The 23,000-nt window shown below is 44.9% G+C and carries 18 protein-coding genes; 14 read left to right on the forward strand and 4 right to left on the reverse strand.

Annotated elements, in window-relative coordinates:
- Positions 1-28: 28 nt before the first annotated feature.
- Complete coding sequence (locus tag U0033_RS03750) at positions 29-964, forward strand: TlpA family protein disulfide reductase (RefSeq protein WP_177318549.1); 936 nt, start codon at positions 29-31, stop codon at positions 962-964.
- Here U0033_RS03750 and U0033_RS03755 read toward each other — a convergent pair.
- Positions 954-1,967, reverse strand: coding sequence for a polysaccharide deacetylase family protein (locus U0033_RS03755; RefSeq protein WP_072357532.1), 1,014 nt, complete (start codon positions 1,965-1,967; stop codon positions 954-956). The genes U0033_RS03750 and U0033_RS03755 overlap by 11 nt on opposite strands.
- 38 nt (positions 1,968-2,005) lie before the next feature.
- On the reverse strand, positions 2,006-2,341 hold the full coding sequence (locus U0033_RS03760) for a winged helix-turn-helix transcriptional regulator (RefSeq protein WP_072358270.1): 336 nt from the start codon (positions 2,339-2,341) through the stop codon (positions 2,006-2,008).
- Positions 2,342-2,438: 97 nt separating this feature from the next.
- Here U0033_RS03760 and U0033_RS03765 point away from each other — a divergent pair, with 97 nt between their 5' ends.
- Positions 2,439-3,347, forward strand: coding sequence for an NAD(P)/FAD-dependent oxidoreductase (locus U0033_RS03765; protein WP_245801720.1), 909 nt, complete (start codon positions 2,439-2,441; stop codon positions 3,345-3,347).
- A 111-nt stretch (positions 3,348-3,458) separates the two neighbouring features.
- Complete coding sequence (locus tag U0033_RS03770; RefSeq protein WP_072357530.1) at positions 3,459-4,553, forward strand: hypothetical protein; 1,095 nt, start codon at positions 3,459-3,461, stop codon at positions 4,551-4,553.
- Between the two features lie 79 nt (positions 4,554-4,632).
- On the opposite strand, the gene metK is transcribed toward U0033_RS03770, so the two are convergent.
- Both metK and U0033_RS03780 read right to left on the reverse strand, forming a co-directional pair.
- The gene (metK, locus tag U0033_RS03775) at positions 4,633-5,886 is read right to left on the reverse strand and encodes a methionine adenosyltransferase (protein ID WP_072357529.1); all 1,254 of its coding nucleotides are present in this window, start codon (positions 5,884-5,886) and stop codon (positions 4,633-4,635) included.
- Between the two features lie 269 nt (positions 5,887-6,155).
- The gene (locus U0033_RS03780) at positions 6,156-6,974 is read right to left on the reverse strand and encodes a glycogen/starch synthase (protein ID WP_072357528.1); all 819 of its coding nucleotides are present in this window, start codon (positions 6,972-6,974) and stop codon (positions 6,156-6,158) included.
- Between the two features lie 109 nt (positions 6,975-7,083).
- On the opposite strand from U0033_RS03780, the gene panC reads away from it, so the two are divergent.
- From panC to U0033_RS03835, 11 genes are all read left to right on the forward strand, one after another.
- Positions 7,084-7,938 carry a pantoate--beta-alanine ligase gene (gene panC / locus U0033_RS03785; protein WP_072357527.1) on the forward strand — a complete coding sequence of 285 codons (855 nt, stop codon included), beginning with the start codon at positions 7,084-7,086 and terminating at the stop codon, positions 7,936-7,938.
- 129 nt (positions 7,939-8,067) lie between these two features.
- Positions 8,068-8,412 carry an aspartate 1-decarboxylase gene (gene panD / locus U0033_RS03790; protein ID WP_072357526.1) on the forward strand — a complete coding sequence of 115 codons (345 nt, stop codon included), beginning with the start codon at positions 8,068-8,070 and terminating at the stop codon, positions 8,410-8,412.
- 27 nt (positions 8,413-8,439) lie between these two features.
- Positions 8,440-9,447 (forward strand): lysylphosphatidylglycerol synthase transmembrane domain-containing protein, encoded by a 1,008-nt coding sequence (locus tag U0033_RS03795; RefSeq protein WP_072357525.1) that lies wholly within the window; start codon positions 8,440-8,442, stop codon positions 9,445-9,447.
- 224 nt (positions 9,448-9,671) lie between these two features.
- Entirely contained in the window at positions 9,672-11,810 is a 2,139-nt protein-coding gene (gene ppk1 / locus U0033_RS03800; RefSeq protein WP_083571366.1) for a polyphosphate kinase 1, read from the forward strand.
- A gap of 243 nt (positions 11,811-12,053) precedes the next feature.
- Positions 12,054-12,938 carry a Ppx/GppA phosphatase family protein gene (locus U0033_RS03805; RefSeq protein WP_072358267.1) on the forward strand — a complete coding sequence of 295 codons (885 nt, stop codon included), beginning with the start codon at positions 12,054-12,056 and terminating at the stop codon, positions 12,936-12,938.
- Between the two features lie 45 nt (positions 12,939-12,983).
- On the forward strand, positions 12,984-13,799 hold the full coding sequence (gene panB / locus U0033_RS03810; protein WP_072357524.1) for a 3-methyl-2-oxobutanoate hydroxymethyltransferase: 816 nt from the start codon (positions 12,984-12,986) through the stop codon (positions 13,797-13,799).
- Positions 13,800-14,193: 394 nt separating this feature from the next.
- The gene (locus U0033_RS03815; RefSeq protein ID WP_072357523.1) at positions 14,194-15,078 is read left to right on the forward strand and encodes a DUF1338 domain-containing protein; all 885 of its coding nucleotides are present in this window, start codon (positions 14,194-14,196) and stop codon (positions 15,076-15,078) included.
- 419 nt (positions 15,079-15,497) lie between these two features.
- Complete coding sequence (gene amaB / locus U0033_RS03820) at positions 15,498-17,027, forward strand: L-piperidine-6-carboxylate dehydrogenase (RefSeq protein ID WP_072357522.1); 1,530 nt, start codon at positions 15,498-15,500, stop codon at positions 17,025-17,027.
- A 1,295-nt stretch (positions 17,028-18,322) separates the two neighbouring features.
- A complete protein-coding gene (locus tag U0033_RS03825) occupies positions 18,323-20,017 on the forward strand; it encodes a S8 family peptidase (RefSeq protein ID WP_072358265.1) in 1,695 nt (564 codons plus the stop codon).
- A gap of 591 nt (positions 20,018-20,608) precedes the next feature.
- Positions 20,609-22,156 (forward strand): IS5 family transposase, encoded by a 1,548-nt coding sequence (locus U0033_RS03830; RefSeq protein ID WP_322518427.1) that lies wholly within the window; start codon positions 20,609-20,611, stop codon positions 22,154-22,156.
- Between the two features lie 226 nt (positions 22,157-22,382).
- Entirely contained in the window at positions 22,383-22,940 is a 558-nt protein-coding gene (locus U0033_RS03835; RefSeq protein WP_072366839.1) for a hypothetical protein, read from the forward strand.
- The last annotated feature ends 60 nt before the right edge of the window (positions 22,941-23,000 follow it).

Here is a 23,000-nt window from a genome sequence, read left to right on the forward strand (position 1 = left end):
CATTACCATTCGTGGACACATTACAAAATTGCATAGAGATAAAATTTACTTATATAGCATACACGATTTTGATCACCCCCTGGATTCGGCCCTGGTGAAAGATGACCGCTTCGAGTTTGTAATCCATCCTGATAAAAATTTTGTGCCTTTCATCGCAGCTATAATAGGGAACGGATTTACGTATGCAGATGTCATTCCTAACTTCTTCACTGAACCCGGAGTAACGCTCCTCGAAGGCGAATTGAGAGGCCATATCACCGTTAATAGTGGCCCCGAAAATGCATTGATGACAAAATACCTGACACTGGGATTCCAGGACGAACAGGATACTGCAAAGCGCAGCAGGTATTTTAATTACATCAATAACAGGGTAAAAGAAAACCCTCACTCCTATTATATATTAGACAGGATCAGCGCTTGTATCTATGCCTTCCGGAATGAAGAGCTGCGCATCTTGCTGGGGAACTTCAGCAGTGAGGTAGCACATAGCGCAGGTGCGAAGAAGATCCGCCAGATGCTGGCCCTGCGCCCCGATCATTATGATAAGGTGACGAACTTTAATCTGCTCACGCCCTATTATGGTTTGCAACCAGTGATCCTGCCCGGGAAGAAATATAACCTGATCATTTTCTGGGCGAGTTGGTGTCATGCCTGCAGAGAAGATATACCGCAATTTAAGTCCATCTACAATGAAACAGGGGATCATCAAAATTTGAATATGGTGAGCGTAAGCATCGATAAGAAGGATGCTGACTGGGGCAAAGCATTATTGATGGAAAAGATGCCCTGGCGCCAGTTGCGGGTTGATTCTATGCAGATGGATGCAGTCGAAGGGTATTACAATTTAGGCGCTATACCCACCGTGGTTTTGGCAGATGATAAAGGGAATGTATTAAGAAGGTTCAAAGGTTTTGGAGATGAGAATAGAAATGATGTAATAGCTTTGCTGACTGCTATCGACTGATCTCATCCTTGTTCGTCATTTGCTGAATTTTATTCAGCAACAGGATCCCCTTCACGGCTGCATTGATGCTTACAGAAGGCCTTTCACAATTAAAACGATGCAGTATTTTCGGGTTGAAATCCTTACGCTGGTTCGCTGTTCCAAAAATCACATCCAGCGGCTCAGGCCCTTCTAACAATGTATTGAAGAAGATCTTACTCACCCCTGCATCTGTATGTGGAAATGCAAAGGCCCGGTAAGGCAGGTTGAAATGCTGTACGAGGAAGTCTACAGATTGCCTGGTCTGGAACAGTTGTTCTTCCAGTGTAAGCTGCTTATAATACGGATGATCAATACTATGACCGCCAATGGCAAAGCCCTGTTGCAATAGGGTTCCCACTTCATCCATTGTGAGGAATGGTTTGACGTCAGACAAATACTGCGCAAAGGAAATACCCAAAATACCTGCTACCTCGTCTGCCTGCCCCCTGGTGGTGTAAGTGATGTTTTTAAGAGCAGCAATAACTGTTGATTCATCTGCCTGCAGGAAAGCGTATAGCCGATCGAGTGTTGCCCTGGAATGATTACCTGATTGCAAACTCTCAATGATCAGGCTGAGCTTGAATTTATAAAAGAGGTTCTTATTATCAAGAAATGCGCTGTTTAGGAAAAACGCTGCCGGCGCACCTTTGCGGAGAAGCATGGGCGCAACGATGTCCTTGATCTCGCGTAAGCCATCATCGAAGGTAAGCAGGAAAGAGCCAGCCGGAAGTGATTGCCCTGTTCTTAAAGATTGAATAACATCCTGTAGTGTGACTGCTTTGAAACGCCTGAGTAAGTAATCGAGATCTTTTTCAAAATCCTTTGTGCCTTTCCAGGGATAGAGATGCCTGATATGCGGAACCGGGGAATCGCTCACCAGGTGATGATAAGGGAGCAATAAACTACCGGCACGTCTTTGTTTCAATACGGCAAGGGGCAACAGCTGCGCAGCACTGTAAAATGCGTTTTTTACCAGGCTCATAAATTTTAATAAATCTACTTAAAGGTATGAATTATTATTTACTGCATGGACATGACCTTCACCCGGTGCTGTGCGCCCCACGCTGCTAACACTTCTATCACCGGCTTCAGGGAATCACTATACGATGTCATCTCATACTTTCCTTCCTCATTCTTTTTAATCAGACCGTTCATCTCCAGTTCATGTAGTTCTTTCGACAGCATTTTCGGGCCTATTCCCGCCAGCTCTCTTTGCAGATCCATGAACCGCTTCCCTCCCATCGCCAGGCAACCTAAAATAGTTACCTTCCACTTCCCACCCAGGATATCCAGTGTATCCTGTATCGCCAGCAACTGGCGCCTGCAATCATAAATCTTTTCACCGGGACAAACCATATCAACATTATTTTGAATTATTATCAAACACTTCCATAGAGGGTAGTTCTCTACCATCGTAAAGTTAACCTATTTACATTTGTTCAAAATGATAAATATGGATTTCGAAGTCATCATCGTCGGAGGTAGTTACGCCGGATTACAGGCAGGCATGACCCTGGGCCGCGCACGCAGGAATGTATTGATCATTGATAGCGGCAAACCCTGTAATGCACAAACCCCGCATTCACACAATTTCTTAACGAGAGATGGTGAAACCCCCGCAGCCATCGCGAAAATTGCACGCGAACAACTCAAAGCATATACTACCGTACAATTACGGCAAGGCATGGCTATAAGTGCAGAAAAAAACAGTCTTGGTTTTTCCATCACAACTGCAGCAGGTGAAATATTCACCACAAAAAAACTCATTATTACCACCGGTATCAAAGACCTCCTGCCAGAGATCCCGGGTGTGGCAGAATGCTGGGGGATCTCTGTGATCCACTGCCCTTATTGTCATGGGTACGAAGTGGCGAATCAGCCTACAGGCATCTTAGGCAACGGCGAGGGCGGCTTTGAAACCGTGAAACTGATACAACACTGGACAAAAGATCTGACCCTATTTACGAATGGCCCTGCCACCCTCAGCGATGAAATGCAGGCGCAAATCAGGCGGAAAAACATCCAAATCATAGAAACGCCTGTAAAGGGCATTATTCACGAGAACGGACACCTAAGCGAGGTGGAGTTAAGCGACGGCACAAAAGTGCCGTTAAAAGCCTTATATGCACGTTTACCGTTTGTTCAGCACAGTGAGATCCCTGCGCAATTGGGTTGTGCGCTCACGGAGACAGGATATATCCAGGTGGGTGATTTTGGAAAGACGTCTGTAGAAGGTGTGTATGCTGCAGGTGATAATTGCAGCATGATGCGTGGGGTGGCCAATGCAGTAGCAGGGGGATTGGCAGCTGCGGCTTTTGTAAACAGAGAATTGATCTGGGAGGAATTTGACAATGCAGGATAAAATAGCGTTGGTTTTTAAACGTGGTAATTTGTACATTACAAGCGTTTGAGAATTATTATCCATGATGAGTTATGCCAACCTATCACGCTCATCTACCTATGAAACCATGCAATGCAAGATGTAGAATCATTTGATCAGCTGTACAAAGCTGCGTTGTTGAAGAGACCCGGTCTCAAAGACCTGGTTGGAGACTTTGACGATGCCTGGGAAATCAGGAATGACGGTAACTTCCCGCTGCCTGCCGGAGAGAAGACTTTTACAGATACCTGGCAGGGGCAGCTTAAATCTATAGCTTCTATGGCTGATGGGTTTATCCTGTTAGTACTGGGTCTCTCGACAATTATGATAAAATGGTACTTTGGCCTTCTCTGTTTAGCCCTCATCATCGCAATATTGAAAATCCCGAAGATAAATTTCCGGCTCTTTGCCAGGCATATGATCAGGATGTTTGCAGATGGATTGGTGATAGAAAATGATACATATTCATGGGAGCAATTGCAACATGTTTTCCTAATCCGGCATCGTGCACGTCGTAACAGCCGGGAAATGAATAAATTAGTGCTTATTGTAAAGGGAAGAGGCTTCAAGGTGTATAAACTCTTTTACTATGAAGGATGGAAGCAGAAATGGCGCCAGGAATTCGATACTTACATGGCCCCATACCTACTCATTGACCCAGTAATAGCAGCAAAGCCCAATAAGAGATTATACGATAAACTTTACCAGGAAAGTATCCCATCCTCCTATGGTCCCAGGGACATACGGGAGATTGTAAACAACGGGAAATATAAACCTGGGAAAAAGGTGTTTCGGCATTTAATAAATGTGCGGCTACTATGGTGGCTTATGGCTATCTGCTTCATTATTGACCCGATGATATGGCTGCTAGTCCTTCTTTTGATCTTGTGTAGCCTGTTAGCAGCCTGGATAAAGGGGTTTCATAAGACCCTATCCTCCATCTTTGGCTGGCATAAAATTGTGATCAAAGACGAGGGTATCCGGATCAATAATGACTATTATGACTGGACTGAAATAAAGGCAGTATTTGTTTTAGAGCGCCGCTATCGCCAGGGGCATCCTAAACTGGCGCTTGCTTTAACCGGCGACTCGTTTAAAATATATCATCTTACTTATTACTTTTTAATAAGAAATCCTCTCAAGGCATTCAACAAATACATCGGCCCGCACCTGCCCTTATCAGCATGACATTGGTAACCTAGCCGCCATAAAAAACCCGCTTTTGCCATCGGCAAAAGCGGGTTTTTTATCAATATCTACAAGCTAATTACAGACCAAACGCTGCTTTCACTTTTTCTACATAATCCAGTTTCTCCCAGGTGAACAACTCCACTTCCACACTCTTCTCATGCTTCTTACCCTTGTTGAATACCTTGGTTACAACCTTGCTCTCACGGCCCATATGACCATAAGCAGCTGTATCGCTATAGATCGGGTTACGCAGTTTCAAACGTTGCTCGATCGCATAAGGACGCAAGTCGAAGATCTCTTCTACTTTACGTGCAATCTCACCATCCTTCATATTTACTTTGGCAGTACCACGTGTATCGATGAATAAACCACAAGGCTTAGCCACACCGATCGCATAAGATACCTGTACCAGTACTTCATCAGCTACACCTGCAGCAACCAGGTTCTTCGCAATGTGACGGGTCGCATAAGCAGCTGAACGGTCTACCTTGGAAGGATCTTTACCAGAGAACGCACCACCACCGTGTGCTCCTTTACCACCATAAGTATCTACGATGATCTTACGGCCTGTCAGACCAGTATCTCCATGAGGACCACCGATCACGAATTTACCGGTTGGGTTGATGTGGTAAGTGATCTTGTCGTTGAACAGTGCCTGCAGTGCTGGCTTCAGCTGTGCCTTTACACGGGGAACAACGATGTTGATCATATCTTCCTTGATCTTAGCCAGCATCTTATCTTCTGCAGCGAAATCATCGTGCTGTGTAGAGATCACGATAGTGTCGATACGGATAGGCTGATTATCATCAGAATATTCGATGGTTACCTGTGACTTTGCATCCGGACGCAGGTAAGTGATTTCTTTGTTTTCGCGACGGATCGCAGCCAGTTCGATCAGCAGTTTATGTGCCAGATCCAGTGCCAGCGGCATATAGTTTTCAGTCTCTTTGGTAGCGTAACCAAACATCATACCCTGGTCGCCTGCACCCTGCTCTTCCGGGCTCTTGCGCTCCACACCCTGGTTGATATCCGGAGACTGCTCATGAATAGCAGAAAAGATACCGCAGGAGTTAGCCTCGAACATGTATTCACTTTTGGTATACCCTATCTTGCGAATTACCTCACGCGCAATTTCCTGCACATCCAGGTAAGCTTCGGATTTAACTTCTCCAGCCAGCACCACCTGACCGGTAGTCACCAATGTTTCACAAGCAACTTTGGAAGTTGCATCATAGGCTAAGAAATTATCAATCAATGCATCTGATATCTGATCGGCTACTTTATCCGGATGTCCTTCGGATACTGATTCGGAGGTAAATAAATAAGGCATAAAATAATTGAATTTCGGCTTTAAGATTAGTAAATCTAGTACAATTTACCATATTTTAGTCATTTGGTGGTATGCCTAATGGTAAACTGGGGCAAAAATAAGTAATCTAACTATATTCCAGCGATTTAATAGGGAAAATATTCGTTAAAGCGGGTTAAAATAGCGGAGTTAGGAATTTGAAACGCAAAGGTAGGTGAAAATGATTTGTCATAAATAAAAAAAAGGATGCACCACGTGATGCATCCTTTTTATAAGGTAAAAGTTTTGCCTTATTTACCCAGCAACTGTGAATACAGTTGCAGATAATCAGCCAAATCTTCATTTTCATTCTTGTAGGGCAGCACGATCTTCGCTTTATCAGCTTTCAGTTCATCTACCACTTTCGTATCTGCCATTTCGCCGGCCATTACCACCGCATCCGCATATTTAGCAGCTCCCTTGTTCAGGGCGGTGTTGGTACCTTCCTTATACAATTCAATGTCCTTATCCTTGATCTGGTTGCTGATGGTCGCCTTTTTAACAAAGCCGGCACCCAGGTTCTCAGTGAAGGAATTAGGCTCTAAAGAGTATACTACCTTGGAATGTGCAAATACTGGTTCCTTTTTGTAAGCCGTTTTCAGGTACAAGGGAATCAGGGAAGTCATCCAACCACTACAGTGGATGATGTCAGGAGGCCAACCGAACTTTTTCACCGTTTCTAATGCCCCTTTACAGAAAAATACAGCACGCGCCGCGTTATCATCATAGAACTGGTCATTCTCGTCCGTAAATAACGCTTTTCGCTTAAAGTAGTCCTCGTTGTCAAGGAAATACACCTGCAAACGGGCATTAGGCAACGACGCCACCTTGATAATCAACGGGTAATCATCTCCTTCAATCACGATGTTAATGCCTGACAATCGTACCACCTCGTGCAACCGGTGCCTTCTCTCATTGATAATGCCAAAACGGGGCATGATCACCCGCACTTCCAGTCCTGACTCATTGGACTTAATTGCCATTTTATTGACCATAGCCGCATAATCTGTCAGTTCCAGATAAGGCGACATCTCCTGAGCAATAAAAAGAATTCGTTTCTTTGTGGACATCTAATGCTGATATTAATCCAGTAAATTTAAATTTGGTTTGCAAAATTACGGATTTTTACCGGAACAAAAGACAAATTGGCACTTTTAACATCCTTTTAAGCAATAAATTATGTATTTATTCAAGAGAAAAGAAGAATTGGAACGGCATTTAACGACAGCCCGGAACGAGGGGAAACACATTGGTTTTGTGCCAACTATGGGCGCTTTGCACCAGGGACATATTTCCCTGATCAACGCGGCAAAAGAAAATTCTGACCTGGTGGTTTGCAGCATCTTTGTAAATCCCACGCAGTTCAATGATCCGAAAGATTTCGAAAAATACCCGGTTACCATCGACCAGGATGTTCAAATGCTGACGGAGGCAGGCTGTGATGTATTGTTCCTGCCATCTGTGCAGGAAATGTACCCGGATGGCCTGACTGCCAAAATGCATTATGACTTCGGCAGCCTGGAAACAGTGCTGGAAGGCGCAGCAAGACCCGGGCATTTCCAGGGCGTGGGCCAGGTAGTACACCGTTTGCTGACCCTGGTGCAGCCCGATAAGCTGTTTATGGGCCAGAAAGATCTGCAGCAATGTTTGGTGATAAACCGCCTGCTCAAAATCATCCAGTCGCATGTGGAACTGGTCATGTGCCCTACCGTGCGCGGAAATGACGGGCTGGCCATGAGTAGTCGTAACCTGAGACTGAATGCGACCGAACGTATCAATGCCCTGCATTTATATAAAGGCTTGTCTGAAATAAAGCGCCAGTATCAAAAAGAGAACCTGAAAACGCTGAAGGAAAATGCAGTGAAGGAACTGACAGCCAATGGATTTGAAGTGGATTATGTAGAACTGATCAGCATCCTGGAAGATGGCTCAGTCATATTCCCGGAGAACGCCGGCGTCACGCCTTTGTACGCGGTCGTAGCCGCAAAAGAAGTGAGTAGTGGCGTGCGCTTGATTGATAACATGCTATTGTAGATTTTTAAAAGGCGCGGACCGAATGGCCCGCGCCTTTTAAATTAGGTCAGCCCTTTACATGAGACTGATCACCTTTTGTCACATTCATTTATTTATCCGTAACTTTGCAGCCGCACGCAGAATTACGTTATGCAGATTGAAGTATTAAAGTGTAAAATACACCGCGCAGTTATCACGGAAGCCAACTTACAATATGTTGGTAGCATCACGATCGACGAAGATCTGATGGACGCGGCTGGCCTGATCGAATACGAAAAGGTACAGGTAGTAAACGTGAATAATGGCGAACGCCTGGAGACCTATGTTATTAAAGGCAAAAGAGGTTCAGGCCTGATATGTATGAATGGCCCGGCTGCCCGCCTCTGTGCCGTAGGTGATGTTGTCATCATCATCTCCTATTGTACAATGGATTTCGAAGCCGCGAAAAAACATACACCTATCGCTGTTTTTCCGAAAGAAAATAATAAATTGTAAGCTGAAACCCCCTAAATCAGACCTTCTATGCCCAAATCGCTCAGAACTATTATCAATTTCTCAATATTTTTAGCGATAGGTTTAGGTTTGATCTGGTTGGTTACGCACAATCTAACTGCACAGGAAAAGGAAGATATCATCAGTAGCTTCCGCAGAGCCAATTATTGGCTTATCATCCCCGTTATTTTCGTAGGTATTGCAAGCCACTGGTATCGTGCCGTACGCTGGAAATTACTCATGGAACCACTGGGCTATCATCCCAGTACCCTGAATACTTTCTTCGCAGTAATGGTCGGTTACCTGGCTAACCTTGCCATCCCCCGCCTGGGAGAAGTGACCCGTTGCGGCCTCGTGGCCCGCTACGAGAATATCCCTGCGGAGAAACTGGTAGGTACCATGATCGCCGAAAGAGCCGTGGATATGCTGGTGCTCATGCTCCTCATGCTCATTACCGTCGTATTACAGCTGGATATTGTCGGGATCTTCTTTACCCGGAACATCTGGGAACCTTTACAGGCGAAAGCCGGCGGTAACCGCACCTGGATCCTGGCAGGCATTCTCATCGTGCTGGTGGTACTGGCTTATATCGCTTTCCGCCTCATCGCCCGTTCTAAAATCGGTGATAAGGTCAAGGCCATCTTCAGAGGCGTATGGGAAGGGGTGCTCTCCATCGGCAAAATGCAGAAAAAAGGCTGGTTCATCTTCTATTCCCTGTTTATATGGGTGCTGTACTTCACCATGATGTACCTCGGTTTCCTCTGTATGGACGAAACCCGTTCACTGGGTATCGGTGCGGCACTTTCCGTATTGTGCTTTGGTAGCATCGGGATGATCGCTACCCAGGGCGGTATCGGCGCTTACCAGATCCTGGTACAGCAAACGCTGATCTTATACGGTATCCATGCCACCACCGGCTACGCCTTTGGCTGGATCGTGTGGCTGGCGCAGACACTGATGGTGATTGTGATTGGCTTTGCCAGCCTGGTCGCATTGCCGGTATATAATAAAGGCAAACAACAAGCCACTACCAAATAAAATTCAAGGAAGATATTCATACGACCGCTGAGGCCTCCTGGTCTGAGCGGTTTTGTTTTTTAAGGCCCGCAGCAGGCCTTCCAGCCATTCGCAGATATTAACGCTCAATTCCTTATCTTTAAGTATAGTATCACAAATTTAACATTGGATTTTCCTCAAAATCTGGTATTGTTGTGATTATGGTTATATATCATATAACCTGCACCGTTAATTTGCCCTTTAAGATGCGATTGTCCAAAAGTGAGCCTTTAGATACTTTTACTCAAGATCCGGAGATGGAAAAAAAGACGAACAGCAAGAAAAATGCGCCAGAAAAAAAGAAAATGATACCCCGGGATGTAAGCTGGCTCGCCTTTAATGCCAGAGTATTACAGGAAGCAGCTGACCCCAGTGTACCATTACATGAGCGGATCCGTTTTCTCGGTATTCACTCGAATAACCAGGATGAATTCTTCCGCGTACGCGTAGCCACCCTTCGCAGAATGCTCCAGGTAGGCAAATCTGCCCGCATGCACCTCGAAGAAAACCCCGAACAGATCCTTGATGATATCCATGATCTCGTTATTGACCAGCAACGTGAATTTGACCGCATCTGGGATGGGATCGTCGATGAACTCAAAGAACAAAAGATCTTTATCCGTACAGAAAAAAACCTGAGCAAAGAACAACAGAAATTCGTGCTCAGCTATTTTAATGAAGAAGTGCGTACCAACATCATCCCTTTGATGATCGAGAGTATCCAGCAATTTCCATTACTGCGCGATAAATCTATTTACCTGGCGATCGTTCTCGCCCGGCAGGACAACTCTGTCAGGCAGAAATTTGCGCTGATAGAGATCCCCACCATTGTCCTCCCCCGCTTTATCATCATGCCCTCCAAAGAAGGCGAAAAAGACATCATCCTCATCGAAGATGTGATCCGCTTCTGCCTGCCTTATATCTTCACTTATTTCGGCTACGACAAGTTCAACGCCCACATCATCAAGGTGACCCGCGATGCGGAACTGGATATTGATAACGACATCTCTACCAGCCTCATTCACCAGATCGAAAAAGGCCTGAAAGACCGTCGTAAAGGGAAACCGGTTCGCTTTGTTTATGACAAGGACATCGATCCCCTGCTGCTCGAATACCTGATGCGCCGTATGGGCCTCTCCCCTGGCGATAACCTGATTCCCGGTGCACGGATCCATAATTTCAAGGACTTTATGGATTTCCCGAACGCCGTATTTGCAGAGAAAACCAGCTCACTGCGCAAAAACTTTGTGCATCCTTTGTTCGCCGAAGCTACGAGCGTGATGCACGTGATCCAGGGCCAGGATGTAATGCTCCACACGCCTTACCACTCCTTCGATACCATCATTGACCTGCTGCGTGAAGCCGCCATCGATCCGAATGTGGTGAGCATCAAGATCACCGCTTACCGGCTGGCCCGTAATTCCAGGATCGTGAACGCCCTCGTGAACGCGGTGCGCAATGGGAAACAGGTGACGGTATCGCTCGAATTACGTGCCCGCTTTAATGAGGCAGATAACCTGGAATGGAAGACCCGCCTGGAAGATGAAGGGGTGAAAGTGCTGATTGGTATCCCGGGTCTGAAAGTGCACGCCAAGATGTGCGTGATCAAAAAGAAGATCGGTACCAAGACCATCCAGTGTGGCTTTGTCGCTACCGGTAACCTGAATGAAAAGACAGCCCGCGTATATGGCGACCATTGGTTGCTCACGGCGAACAGGAGCATCCTTGCAGACATCAACCGGGTGTTCTCCTATCTCGAAAGTCCGAAGCACGATCCGAAGATCCTTGCTGCCTGTAAGACACTGGCCATAAGCCCTATCAGCATGCGATCATTCTTCATAAAGATGATTGAAAAAGAGATCAAGCTGGCAAAGAATAAGAGTGGCGGAGAGATGATCATTAAGATGAACTCTCTTTCAGATCCGCAGATGATCAATTTGCTGTACGAAGCTGCACGTGTAGGCGTGAATGTGAAGATGATCATCAGGGGTATCTGTTGTGCATATACGGAAAACAAGAAATGGAAGAAGGATATTACAGCTATCAGTATCGTGGATGAATACCTGGAACATGCCAGGGCATTCGTTTTCAGGGGTGGGGTATATATTTCCTCCTGCGACTGGATGGTGCGTAATCTCGATCATCGTGTGGAAGTAGCGGTGCCGATATTTGATCCTGCTATCCAGCAGGAAATTAAAGATATCCTGGCGATCCAGCTCAGTGGGAATGTGAAAGCGAGGATACTGGACAATGAGCAGAATAATAAGTACAAGCATGAGGGGAGCAAGAAGATCAGGTCACAGATAGAGATCTTTAAGTATTTGCACGAGAAGCAGTATAAATAGATGGTAGTTTTTTAAGCTGGCCTGGCTTACAGGCCACGTCTCCGGAGTTGTATCAAAGCAGGTTTTACCCGGATTAAATCCGAATTGCAGGCGAAGCGTGTTTTCTTTGATGAAATGCAGAACGGCTTTAAACTGCTTTTTGTTGATGAAATGCGAAGGCCAATAAATTGCGGTTGATACATCGCCGGTGATTTGAATGATTTGATCAAACGTATAAAAGATAAACAAGTATCTTTGCCCATTATGAAGCTTGCTGCTATTGACATAGGCTCTAACGCCGCCCGGTTACTGATTTCAGAGGCATCGCCCAACAGTCAGGGACGTATGGACTTTACGAAAGTCAACCTGGTGCGCGTGCCTTTAAGGCTGGGTATTGACGTTTTCAGCACCGGCACTATTTCTCCTAAAAGGGCAGAACACCTGGTCAGTACAATCAAGGCTTACAAACTCCTCCTCGAAGTTTACGAAGTAAAATACCTGAAGGCCTGCGCCACCAGCGCGATGCGCGATGCCGCCAATTCCACCGCTATCCTTGAGGATGTGAGACGCGAAACAGGTATCGACATCAAAATTATATCCGGTCAGGAAGAGGCTTCTTTTCTCTACGAAAGCCACATAGCCGAGAGTCTCGACAAGTCACGCGCCTATATGTATATAGATGTAGGTGGTGGTAGTACCGAGGTCACCATCTTCAACAGGAACACACTCGTACACAAGACTTCTTTCAATATCGGTACTATCCGCCTGCTCCAGCAACAGGTGCCTGAAGCTCACTGGCAGAACATGAAGGATATCATCAAGCAACAGCTCAAAGGCCTTGGCCCTGTTACAGCGATCGGTTCCGGCGGTAATATCAACAAGGTATTTTCCCTTTCCAAACGCAAGGAAGGGAAACCTCTCACCCTCGACGTGCTGAAGGATTACTACAAGGAATTCAGCAGTTTCTCTGTCGAAGAAAGAATCCACCTCTATAATTTAAGGGAAGACCGGGCAGATGTGATTGTGCCGGCCCTGCAGATCTATGTGAACATCATGCGCTGGGCGAATGCAGAAGAGATCTTTGTACCAAAAATCGGGCTGGCAGACGGCCTGATCCAGTCACTTTACGGAGAAATCACTTCAATTTAAATATTTTCCCTACCTTACCACCCTTTTTTAACAACACGATAAGAGATGTCTACGCACAAAGAAGTTAAGCGGATCACAACGCACATCCTTCAGCGGATGAAGGATGAAGGGGAAAAGATTTCAATGATCACCGCCTACGATTTTTCCATGGCCCGCATCTTTGATGATGCCGGGATGGATGTATTGCTTGTGGGCGACTCCGCAGCAAACGTCATGGCTGGTTATGAAACTACCCTGCCTATTACCCTGGACCATATGATTTATCATGCGGCATCGGTAGTACGGGCTATCAAGCGTTGTTTTGTAGTCGTAGACCTGCCGTTCGGTACTTACCAGGGGAATTCCAAGGAAGCCCTGATGTCTACCGTGCGCATCATGAAAGAAACCAGTGCACATGGTGTAAAGATCGAAGGTGGTGAGGAGATACTGGAATCTGTAAAACGTATTATATCTGCCGGTGTGCCGGTCATGGGTCACCTGGGGCTCACACCACAGTCGATTAATAAATTCGGTACTTATTCCGTACGCGCTACGGATGATGCGGAGGCAGAAAAGCTACTGCGCGATGCGAAACTGCTGGAAGAAGCCGGCTGCTTTGCGATCGTATTGGAGAAAATCCCTGCTATGCTGGCTAAGAGAGTGGCGGAGAGTGTAAGGATCCCGATCATTGGTATTGGGGCGGGTAAGTATGTGGATGGGCAGGTGCTGGTGATGCATGATTTGCTGGGGATTAATAAGGATTTTAAGCCAAGGTTCCTGCGCCGGTATCTGAATTTGTACGAGACGATTTTGGGTGCTTCCAGGCAGTATATTAATGATGTGAAAGCGAAGGATTTCCCGAATGATAATGAACAGTATTGATGGAGGTGAATGGTGTGGTGGGTGAGCGGAAGTTGCGCGAGTGATATGAGCGAAGGGCTGAACATCTAACGGGAAGTTTGGCAAATGATATGAACGAACGGTTCGGCATCTACCCTGAAGTTTGACGAATAATATGAACGAATGCCTGACCATCTAACGGGAAGTTTGGCAAATGATATGAGCGAACGGTTCGGCATCTACCCTGAAGTTTGACGAATGATATGAACGAACGTCTGACCATCTAACGGGAAGTTTCACAAATGTCACAAGCGAACATTTCTGCAGCTACCTGAAGTTTTACAAAAAATACAAGCGAACGCTTCGGCCCCATCCGCGGCGTTCGCTCCTAAAATAACCTACTTTTACCCCGATTCCACAAAACTAAACCTGAGTTATGTTAGACTATGTACTGAACGGCCTGATGCAACGGTATCAGGAGCGTGTTCCTGACGTCGCCGCCATTATCGCCGCAATGATCAATGAAGATCTCATTCAGATTGCAGATGACATTGAAAATGATCACATTGCCTTCCGGACAATCGGTGTGCCTCAATTGGGTATTCAATCCCTGGAGAAGATCTTCCTGCATTACGGTTACACGAAACAGGCACAATATCATTTCAGCGAAAAGAAACTGGATGCTTACTGGTATGCACCATCGGAACCGAAGTATCCCCGCATTTTTATCAGTGAGCTGCGGGTACAGGATCTGAGTGAGGATGCACAGCGGATCATTACCAGTTATACTGATGAAGTGAAAGTGGACCCGGTTACAAAATTAGACCTGGATAATGGCCCTGAGGTAGACCTGTTTTTGCATAGTGCGCTATGGAAAACTCCTTCCCTGGCAGATTACAAGGCGCTGGCAGCGGAGAGCGAATATGCTGCCTGGGTGATCTACAACAGGTATTACCTGAATCATTTTACCATCAGTTTGCAGAACCTGCCTGCAGGGTATAATACCGTAGCAGATTTCAATGCATTCCTGGAACGGAATGGGTTTAAATTGAATGACGCAGGTGGAAAGATCAAGGAAAGCCCGGATCATTTGTTATTACAGAGTAGTACGGTGGCGAAGATGATCCCGGCAAAGTTTGCAGGGAATGTGACACAGGAGATCTCCGGGTCTTATGTGGAGTTTGCGGAGAGAAGGGTGTTGCCACAGTTTGCGCATTTACCTTTAAGTGAGATTAAGAGAGAGCATAGAAGAGAAGGGTTTGAGGCGGGGAATGCGGACAGGATTTTTGAGAGTACGTATAGTTCGCAGACGCAGCGGTAAAAGGGATTTAATTTTAGAGTAGATATAAAAAGGTAAAATGGACTTTTATGCCAAGCGTAATTATAAATTTGCACCAAAACACGGAGCGATTCGCGTAGCTTCTTAGTAGTACATTTCTCGCAGCTGAACAGCAAGGTAAAAGGGATTATACCAAGCGTAATTATAAATCTGCACCAAAACAGGGAGTGATTCGCGTAGTTTCTTAGTAGTACATTTCCAGTAACTGAACAGCAAGGTAAATGGGATTATTCAAGCGTAATTTCCAATTTGCACCAAAACAGGGAGCGATTGGCGCAGTTTCCTAATAGTACATTTCCAGTAACTGAACAACAATAACCAGGCGCAGCTTCCTAATAACACATTTCAGCTACTCAAGAGCAACAGCTTCGCGCAGCTCCTTAAAAACATATATTTGCACCATGATACAAGACATTCTTAACCAGTTTCATATCTCATCCCAAAACAGCGGTGTCAGCACAGGCATCCAGTGGTTGAAAGCTGATGGCGCAGTAATAGACGCCCATTCCCCGGTAGATGGTAAACACATTGCACAGGTCACTGCGGCCAGTCGTGCAAACTATGATACAATCGTTGAAACAGCCGCAGCTGCCTTCAAAGAATGGCGTATGTGGCCAGCGCCACGTCGTGGCGAGGTCGTAAGACAGGTAGGAGAAGCACTGCGTAAAAATAAACAGGCACTGGGCAAGCTCGTGTCTTATGAAATGGGTAAAAGTCTGCAGGAAGGTTATGGCGAAGTACAGGAGATGATCGACATCTGTGATTTTGCAGTTGGACTCTCCCGTCAGTTGCACGGCCTCACTATGCATTCAGAACGTCCGGGGCACCGCATGTATGAGCAGTGGCATCCCCTGGGTATCACAGGAATTATTTCCGCCTTCAATTTCCCGGTTGCGGTATGGAGCTGGAACTCCATGCTGGCATGGGTATGTGGCGACGTATGCATCTGGAAACCATCAGAGAAGACCCCTTTATCTGCTATCGCGTGTCAACAGATTATGCAGGAGGTGTTAAAGGCGAATAATGTACCGGAAGGGGTATGTTGCCTGCTGGTCGGCAACCGGGATGCCGGTGAATGGCTGGCCGCAGATCCCCGGGTTCCACTGGTATCTGCAACCGGTTCTACCCGTATGGGTAAGGCGGTAGCGGCAGAAGTCGCGGGTCGCCTGGGTCGTTCCTTACTGGAACTGGGGGGCAACAATGCGATCATCATTTCCAAAGATGCGGACCTGGATATGTCTCTGATCGGGTGTGTATTTGGCGCGGTAGGTACTGCCGGACAGCGTTGTACCAGCACCCGTCGTCTCATTATTCACGAAAGCGTGTATGATGCATTTACGGCGAAACTGGTCAAAGCCTACGGACAGTTGAAGATTGGTAATCCCCTGGATGAAAATAACCATGTAGGCCCGTTGATCGATACAGCTGCGGTGAAGATGTACGAACATGCAATTGCAGAAGTACAGAAAGAGGGCGGGCAGATACTGGTAGAAGGTGGCGTATTATCCGGGGGCGATTATGCTTCCGGTTGTTATGTAAAGCCTTGTATTGCAGCGGTGGAGAATCATTATAAAATCGTACAGCATGAGACCTTTGCGCCGATCCTGTATGTGATGAAATACAAGACCATAGAGGAGGCGATAGCTTTACAGAACGGGGTGCCGCAGGGCTTGTCTTCTTCTATTATGACCCTGAACCTGCGCGAGGCGGAGGCATTCCTTTCCCAGGCGGGATCTGACTGCGGTATTGCTAATGTGAATATTGGTACCTCTGGTGCGGAAATCGGGGGTGCATTTGGTGGTGAGAAAGAGACTGGTGGTGGCAGGGAAAGTGGTTCAGAGGCATGGAAGGCTTATATGCGGAGGCAGACGAATACGATTAACTATTCGACCCAATTGCCGCTGGCACAGGGGATTAAGTTTGATTTGTAATTGGAACTTGCCTGTCGGTGATTGATAATCAATTCAGAGGGGATTAAGTTTAATTCGTAATTGGAACTTGTCTGTTGATGATTGATAATCAATTCAGAGGGGATTAAGTTTAATTCGCAATTGGAACTTGTCTTGTTTTAGGTGTTGGTGATTGATAATCGATGCTAATAATATAATAAGTTTTAAGAGTTTTATAAAGTAAAGCGCATTTGCCGAAAGGTGAATGCGCTTTTTTTGTGACATTCTTTTGTTTAAAGGAAGTAAATTCTTTATCCGGGTAGGCTAAGTTCCTTAAAGGCAAATAGGTTTAATATTAAAGTGAAGTCCATCCTCTTTCCAGCAAATCCACATTTGTATTTAAAGTAAATTCCCTTTCCGTACCGGTAGAGCCTCTTTTTACATTAATTCGAACCCCATTCTCCTACCAGCAAATCCACTTTTGTTTTTTAAAGTAAATACCCTTTCCGTACCGGCAGAGCCTGTTTTTACATTAATTCGAACTCTATCCTTCAATCAGCAAGAGTATTTACATTAAATCAAATCCCATCCGCCCCCCTTTTTTGCCGCCCCGAACAGGCTCCGTCTTTTGTTACCTAAGTACATTATAAGTACACCAACATATCACCAGTATATCACTTCTATATCCAATCGATATTGAAGTGATATACTAATGCCTTATTAGTGATGAGATAATGTACATATCTAAGAATAGACGAAGTGAAGACACATAGGTATTTACCTGCGTAAAAGACGGGCAATGATATAAAATAATTTTGTAATAGAACCGTTATAGAGGTTATCAGGGTTCGACAACCCAGGCATTGAGACATGCCATTTATTTGAGCAGAAAAATTGGCGTAAAAATAGCGAGGTTAGAGAACCTCGCTTTTTCGTTAAACGGAAACCATGCTTATGAGAAAAATAATTGGAGAATCTCCTAATTATTCTTCCAGCTCTAAATATTACACTTTTTTCCGGAATTTCATATTCTACTTTCGTGCTACTTCATCACCTATAATTCAGCAGTTTAGGCCAAAAAACACCTTATTGCTGTGCCCGTAGCTGCTTTCCAAAGAAGAGCGCACAACGTCAGATAATGAAAAATATTTTATAATATTTGATTTATTTTTATTATGTATAGGGACTTCCCCCCATCTACCCCATCATTCTGCAGATCATAATATTCTATTTTCCCCCTTCACCAATTCGTCTTATATTGGTCCATTACACTTTAATTTACCTTTAACCATTTATGGTATTCGTATTGTATGCTTATTGTGAAAAAAAACAGACCAATGAAATCTAGCGGAGCAATGGCAGTCATGGCAGGATGTGTTGCAATGATGACTGTACTTACAACTAATTCAGCCTATGCTCAGGGGAACGCAGTACCTAAGAACTGGCACCTGCTCGACTATGCTGCAGACAGCGTATACGGCACCAGCGTGCAGCGCGCCTACGCAGAACTGCTAAAAGGCAGGAAAAGCACCCCACTCGTAGTAGCCGTGATCGACTCTGGTATCGATACCCTGCACGAGGACCTGAAGTCCATTTTATGGACAAACCCCAAAGAAATCCCGGGAAATGGGATCGATGATGATAAGAATGGCTATGTGGACGATGTTCATGGCTGGAATTTCCTGGGAGGTAAAGATGGCCGTAGCCTGAAAGATGACTCCGACGAAGCTACCCGCGAATACGTGCGTTTAAAGGATAAATATAAGAACCCGGATTCCGCACTGGACCACAACTCAAAAGAATACGCTTACTGGCAGAAAGTATCCGCTAAAATTGCGAAACCTTCTACGGAAAGTAAGACCACTTATAAAGCCATGCTGAAACTGCAGGACAACGTAAACAGGGCCAGCAGCCTGCTCACGAAGTACCTGGATAAGAATGATTACGATGTACCGAAACTGGACAGCATCCAGACTACCGACCAGGATGTAATGGTGGCGAAGAATTTTATGATCCGCCTGTTCAAAAGTACAGGTGATTCTGCCATCAGTTATGCTGATTTCAAGCCTGAGTTCGAAGAGTACATCGAAGACCTGAGAAAGAAAGCGGAGATTTCTGATAACTACACCCCCAACGCGAAGCGGGCAGAGATCGTAGGTGACAATATCAACGATATCAACGATCGGTATTACGGTAACAATGACGTAATGGGTCAGTTTGGTTTCCATGGCACCCACGTATCCGGTATCATTGCTGCTGCCAGGAATAACGGTGTAGGTATGGATGGCGTGGCCGACAATGTAAAGATCATGGCGGTGAAAGCGGTACCCGATGGGGATGAGCGTGATAAAGACGTGGCACTGGCTATCCGTTATGCGGTGGACAATGGTGCGCGTGTCATCAATATGAGCTTTGGTAAATCATTCTCTCCGCATAAGGATTGGGTGGATGACGCGTTTAAGTATGCGGCAGCGCACAATGTACTGCTGATTCATGCGGCAGGTAATGATGGCAAGAATGTAGATAGTGCGGAGAACTACCCGAATGCAGATTTCCTGAATGGTGGTACGGCCAGTAACGTCATTACGGTAGGTGCCAGCAGCAATGGGAAGGTAGGCGCGAAAGTTGCGAGCTTTTCCAATTATGGTAAGCGCACGGTGGATCTGTTTGCACCGGGTGTACAGATCTATGCCACCCTGCCTGGCGGAAATAAATATGGGAGTTTGAGTGGTACGAGTATGGCATGCCCGGTAGTAGCGGGTGTGGCTGCGCTGGTATGGTCTTATTATCCTGATTTAAGTGCGGAGCAGATTAAGTATGTATTGCTGAAATCAGCTGGTCCGTTGCCTGATGGAACGAAAGAAGTGAATAAACCTGGTCAGGGAAATATCCTGGTACCGTTTGCAGATTTGTCTGCTACCGGTGGTTTGGTGAATGCGTATAGTGCGTTGAAACTGGCGGGTACATTGAAGCCGGAGAAGGTGGAGAAACTGGGGAAGAAGGCGAAGGTGATGAAGGTGAAGAAAGGGTAAGGCAGGTGAAATAATAAACGAAAAGGGCGTTTGCTGGTAGCAAACGCCCTTTTTTATGGGAAACGGTATTCGTTTTTGTTGGTGAATACCGGTTTTCCTGAATGCTGTTATTTGAAAATAGTTTTCATGCCGTTTGGCGGTAAGTACTCGAATGGATCAATACCGTTCAGCTTACAGTATTCTACGAGGGAGTAAAACAATGCAGCCCTTTCCCCTCCATGTTCATTACTGGAAAAAATGGAGTTTTTCTGAATAGGGTTATAGGACGGATAGCTCGTTCCGTCGGGTTATTATCGACATCTATTCATCCGTTTAAAAACAGTATATTCAATTGTAGATACTGGATAATGATCAAAGTATTACCTTCAGTTTCATGATGGAAAATGATTTGCTATCGCAAGGTTGGGGTGAAATATATTGGTTAAAGACGGTCAGATATGACCACAATCTTCTAAAACTCATTTCATAATTGCCATTTAAGTAGGGTCTGCTGATATAGTAATAAAACATTGTTAATCAATATGATGTGGCTTGTTTTTTGCTGTAGAAGTGTTTGTATATTGAAAGATTCATCTTCAAAATCATGCAGCAATGATACGTTACACTCCTGCAAAACAGTTAACCTTAGAAGGATTTTCAACTCCTTTTTCGCAGCAATTATCCACTACAAACCGATGGGTTATACTAGCTGCAAAGATTCCGTGGGACAAACTGGCGGACGTGTATTATAAAAAAATGCGGGCAGATTTCGGTGCTCCAACATTGAGTGCCCGGATGGTAATAGGTGCAGTGATCATCAAACATATACTTAACATAGATGATCGGGAGGTAGTAGAGCAGATCACGGAAAATATATATCTGCAATATTTTGTAGGCTTAAGCAGTTTTCAACAGGAGGCTCCCTTTGATGCATCATTGATGGTCAGTATTAGAAAAAGATTAGGCATAGATGTGATGTCCAGATTGAATGAGATTATTTTGCAGGAAGCCGGACTAATCAAAGCGAATGAAGAGAAAACAGCGGATACCCGCAGTGAGGATGATCAGGATGGGAATGGTGGAAAGAGTAATAACAATGTCTTGAATGAGCATACAGAGAGCGTAAAAGGAAAGTCATCTGATGGGCTATCAGGAACAGTCATGTTAGATGCGACAGTGTCAGAGCAACAGATCGAATATCCAACAGATATCAAATTATTAAATGAGGGTCGCCGTCAATTGGAAAGGATGATAGAGCGGGGATGTCAGGTAGCAGAACTGGTGATGCCGCGCATGTATCGGAGAATAGCGAGGAAGCAATATTTGAACATTGCCAAAAAAAAGAACAAAAGCAAACGAGATATACGCAGAGGTATCCGACAGCAATTACAATATGTTAAACGAGATTTAAAGTACATCAACTGGCTGATAGAATCAGAAGCTAATTTCAAGGGGGTGCTGAAAATGAAAGACTGGAGGTTAATACGGGTGATCCAGGAAATGTATCGTCAGCAGGCAGAGATGTATAAGAATAGAGAGCATAAAATATCGGATCGGATTGTAAGTATCTATCAACCGCATGTACGTCCAATACCGAGAGGTAAAGACCGTGTATCAACTGAGTTTGGCAGCAAACAACTGGTGATGTTGAAAGATGGCTACACCCATATAGAAAAACTGAGCTGGGATAATTACAATGAAGGTTCATTGTTGACCGAAAGCCTTGAAACATATAAACGCTTGTTTGGGTGCTATCCAGAGCGTGTATTGGGAGATCAGTTGTTCGGCACACGTGAAAACAGACGATTCATGAGTGGAAAAGGGATCCGTTATGTGGGCAAGCCATTGGGTCGGCCCTCATCAAATAGTAAGGAGCAAAAGCGATTATTGCAAAAGGAGATGCCGGAACGAAATGCGATCGAAGGGAAGTTTGGACAGGGGAAAAATGCATATGGACTGGGCAAAATCAAGGCCCGCCTCAAGGATACAGCTGAGAGTTGGGTGATGTCTATATACTTTGTTATGAATCTGCTTAAACTGGCAGCAGGTTCTTTGTTGTCAGTACTGCAGATCTATTACTGGCTGGTAAAGGAGGGCTATTTGACCACAATGGGGAATAGATCCGATACACAATTTATATCCCGGTATCTGAGACATTAAGAAGGGTAAATCGATTCGGTGTAAAAATGAAAAATAACAGATCGGGAACTTATTCAGCAGACCCTAAGTATTGATTATCAATCATAAAGGCCTATTTATGAAATGAGTTCTAATATTCTCTAACTTTGCTTGGTTTAAGGAATATTTCTCTAATATAGATACGGCAGATTTAAATAACATTCATGCCTATATTTATTAATAAGTGAAATATGTCAGTATAGTACCCATGAAGAAACTCTTATTAATATCCCTTGTCCTTCTCTGCCTATTAGTAGCCGGGTACTATGAATACGTTCAACTAACCAGCGACAGCGTTTTAGATCTCAAAAACTCCCATGATGAATGGACCCGGAACTTTATTGATAATGAATCTGCCTTTGCCGATCTGGTGATTTTCTTTAAACAAAACTGCACTACAAAAGACAATAGGGAAATTGCCTTCAAAATAGAAAAGTACGGTCGTGTATCTTTAAATGTAAACGAAATGCCAGCTGACCTGGATTCCGCATTAAGAACCTTTGATTGGGATGTCGACGTAGCTAATAATATAAAAAGGAAGCTGCTAAAAGTACATTGCGACTGCATAAAAAGAGTCCACTTATATGACCAATATGCAATTCAGATCTGGCCACACAAAGAGGAAGGTACTTATTACAACTACTTTGTAACAGATGGAATACCAGCAGATAGTGTGAATAGATCACACGGCGGGCATATCACCAACTCTGATTTTGGGAAGCAGGTTTTCCTGGATTATTTAAATGCAGTCTACTATCCACAATAGAGTTAATTTCATTTAACATAGGCGAAAATGAAGAGTAGATATTTTTATCCGGCACTATTA

This window comes from Chitinophaga sancti (genome assembly GCF_034424315.1).
In the GTDB taxonomy this organism is placed as follows: Bacteria; Bacteroidota; Bacteroidia; order Chitinophagales; family Chitinophagaceae; genus Chitinophaga; species Chitinophaga sancti.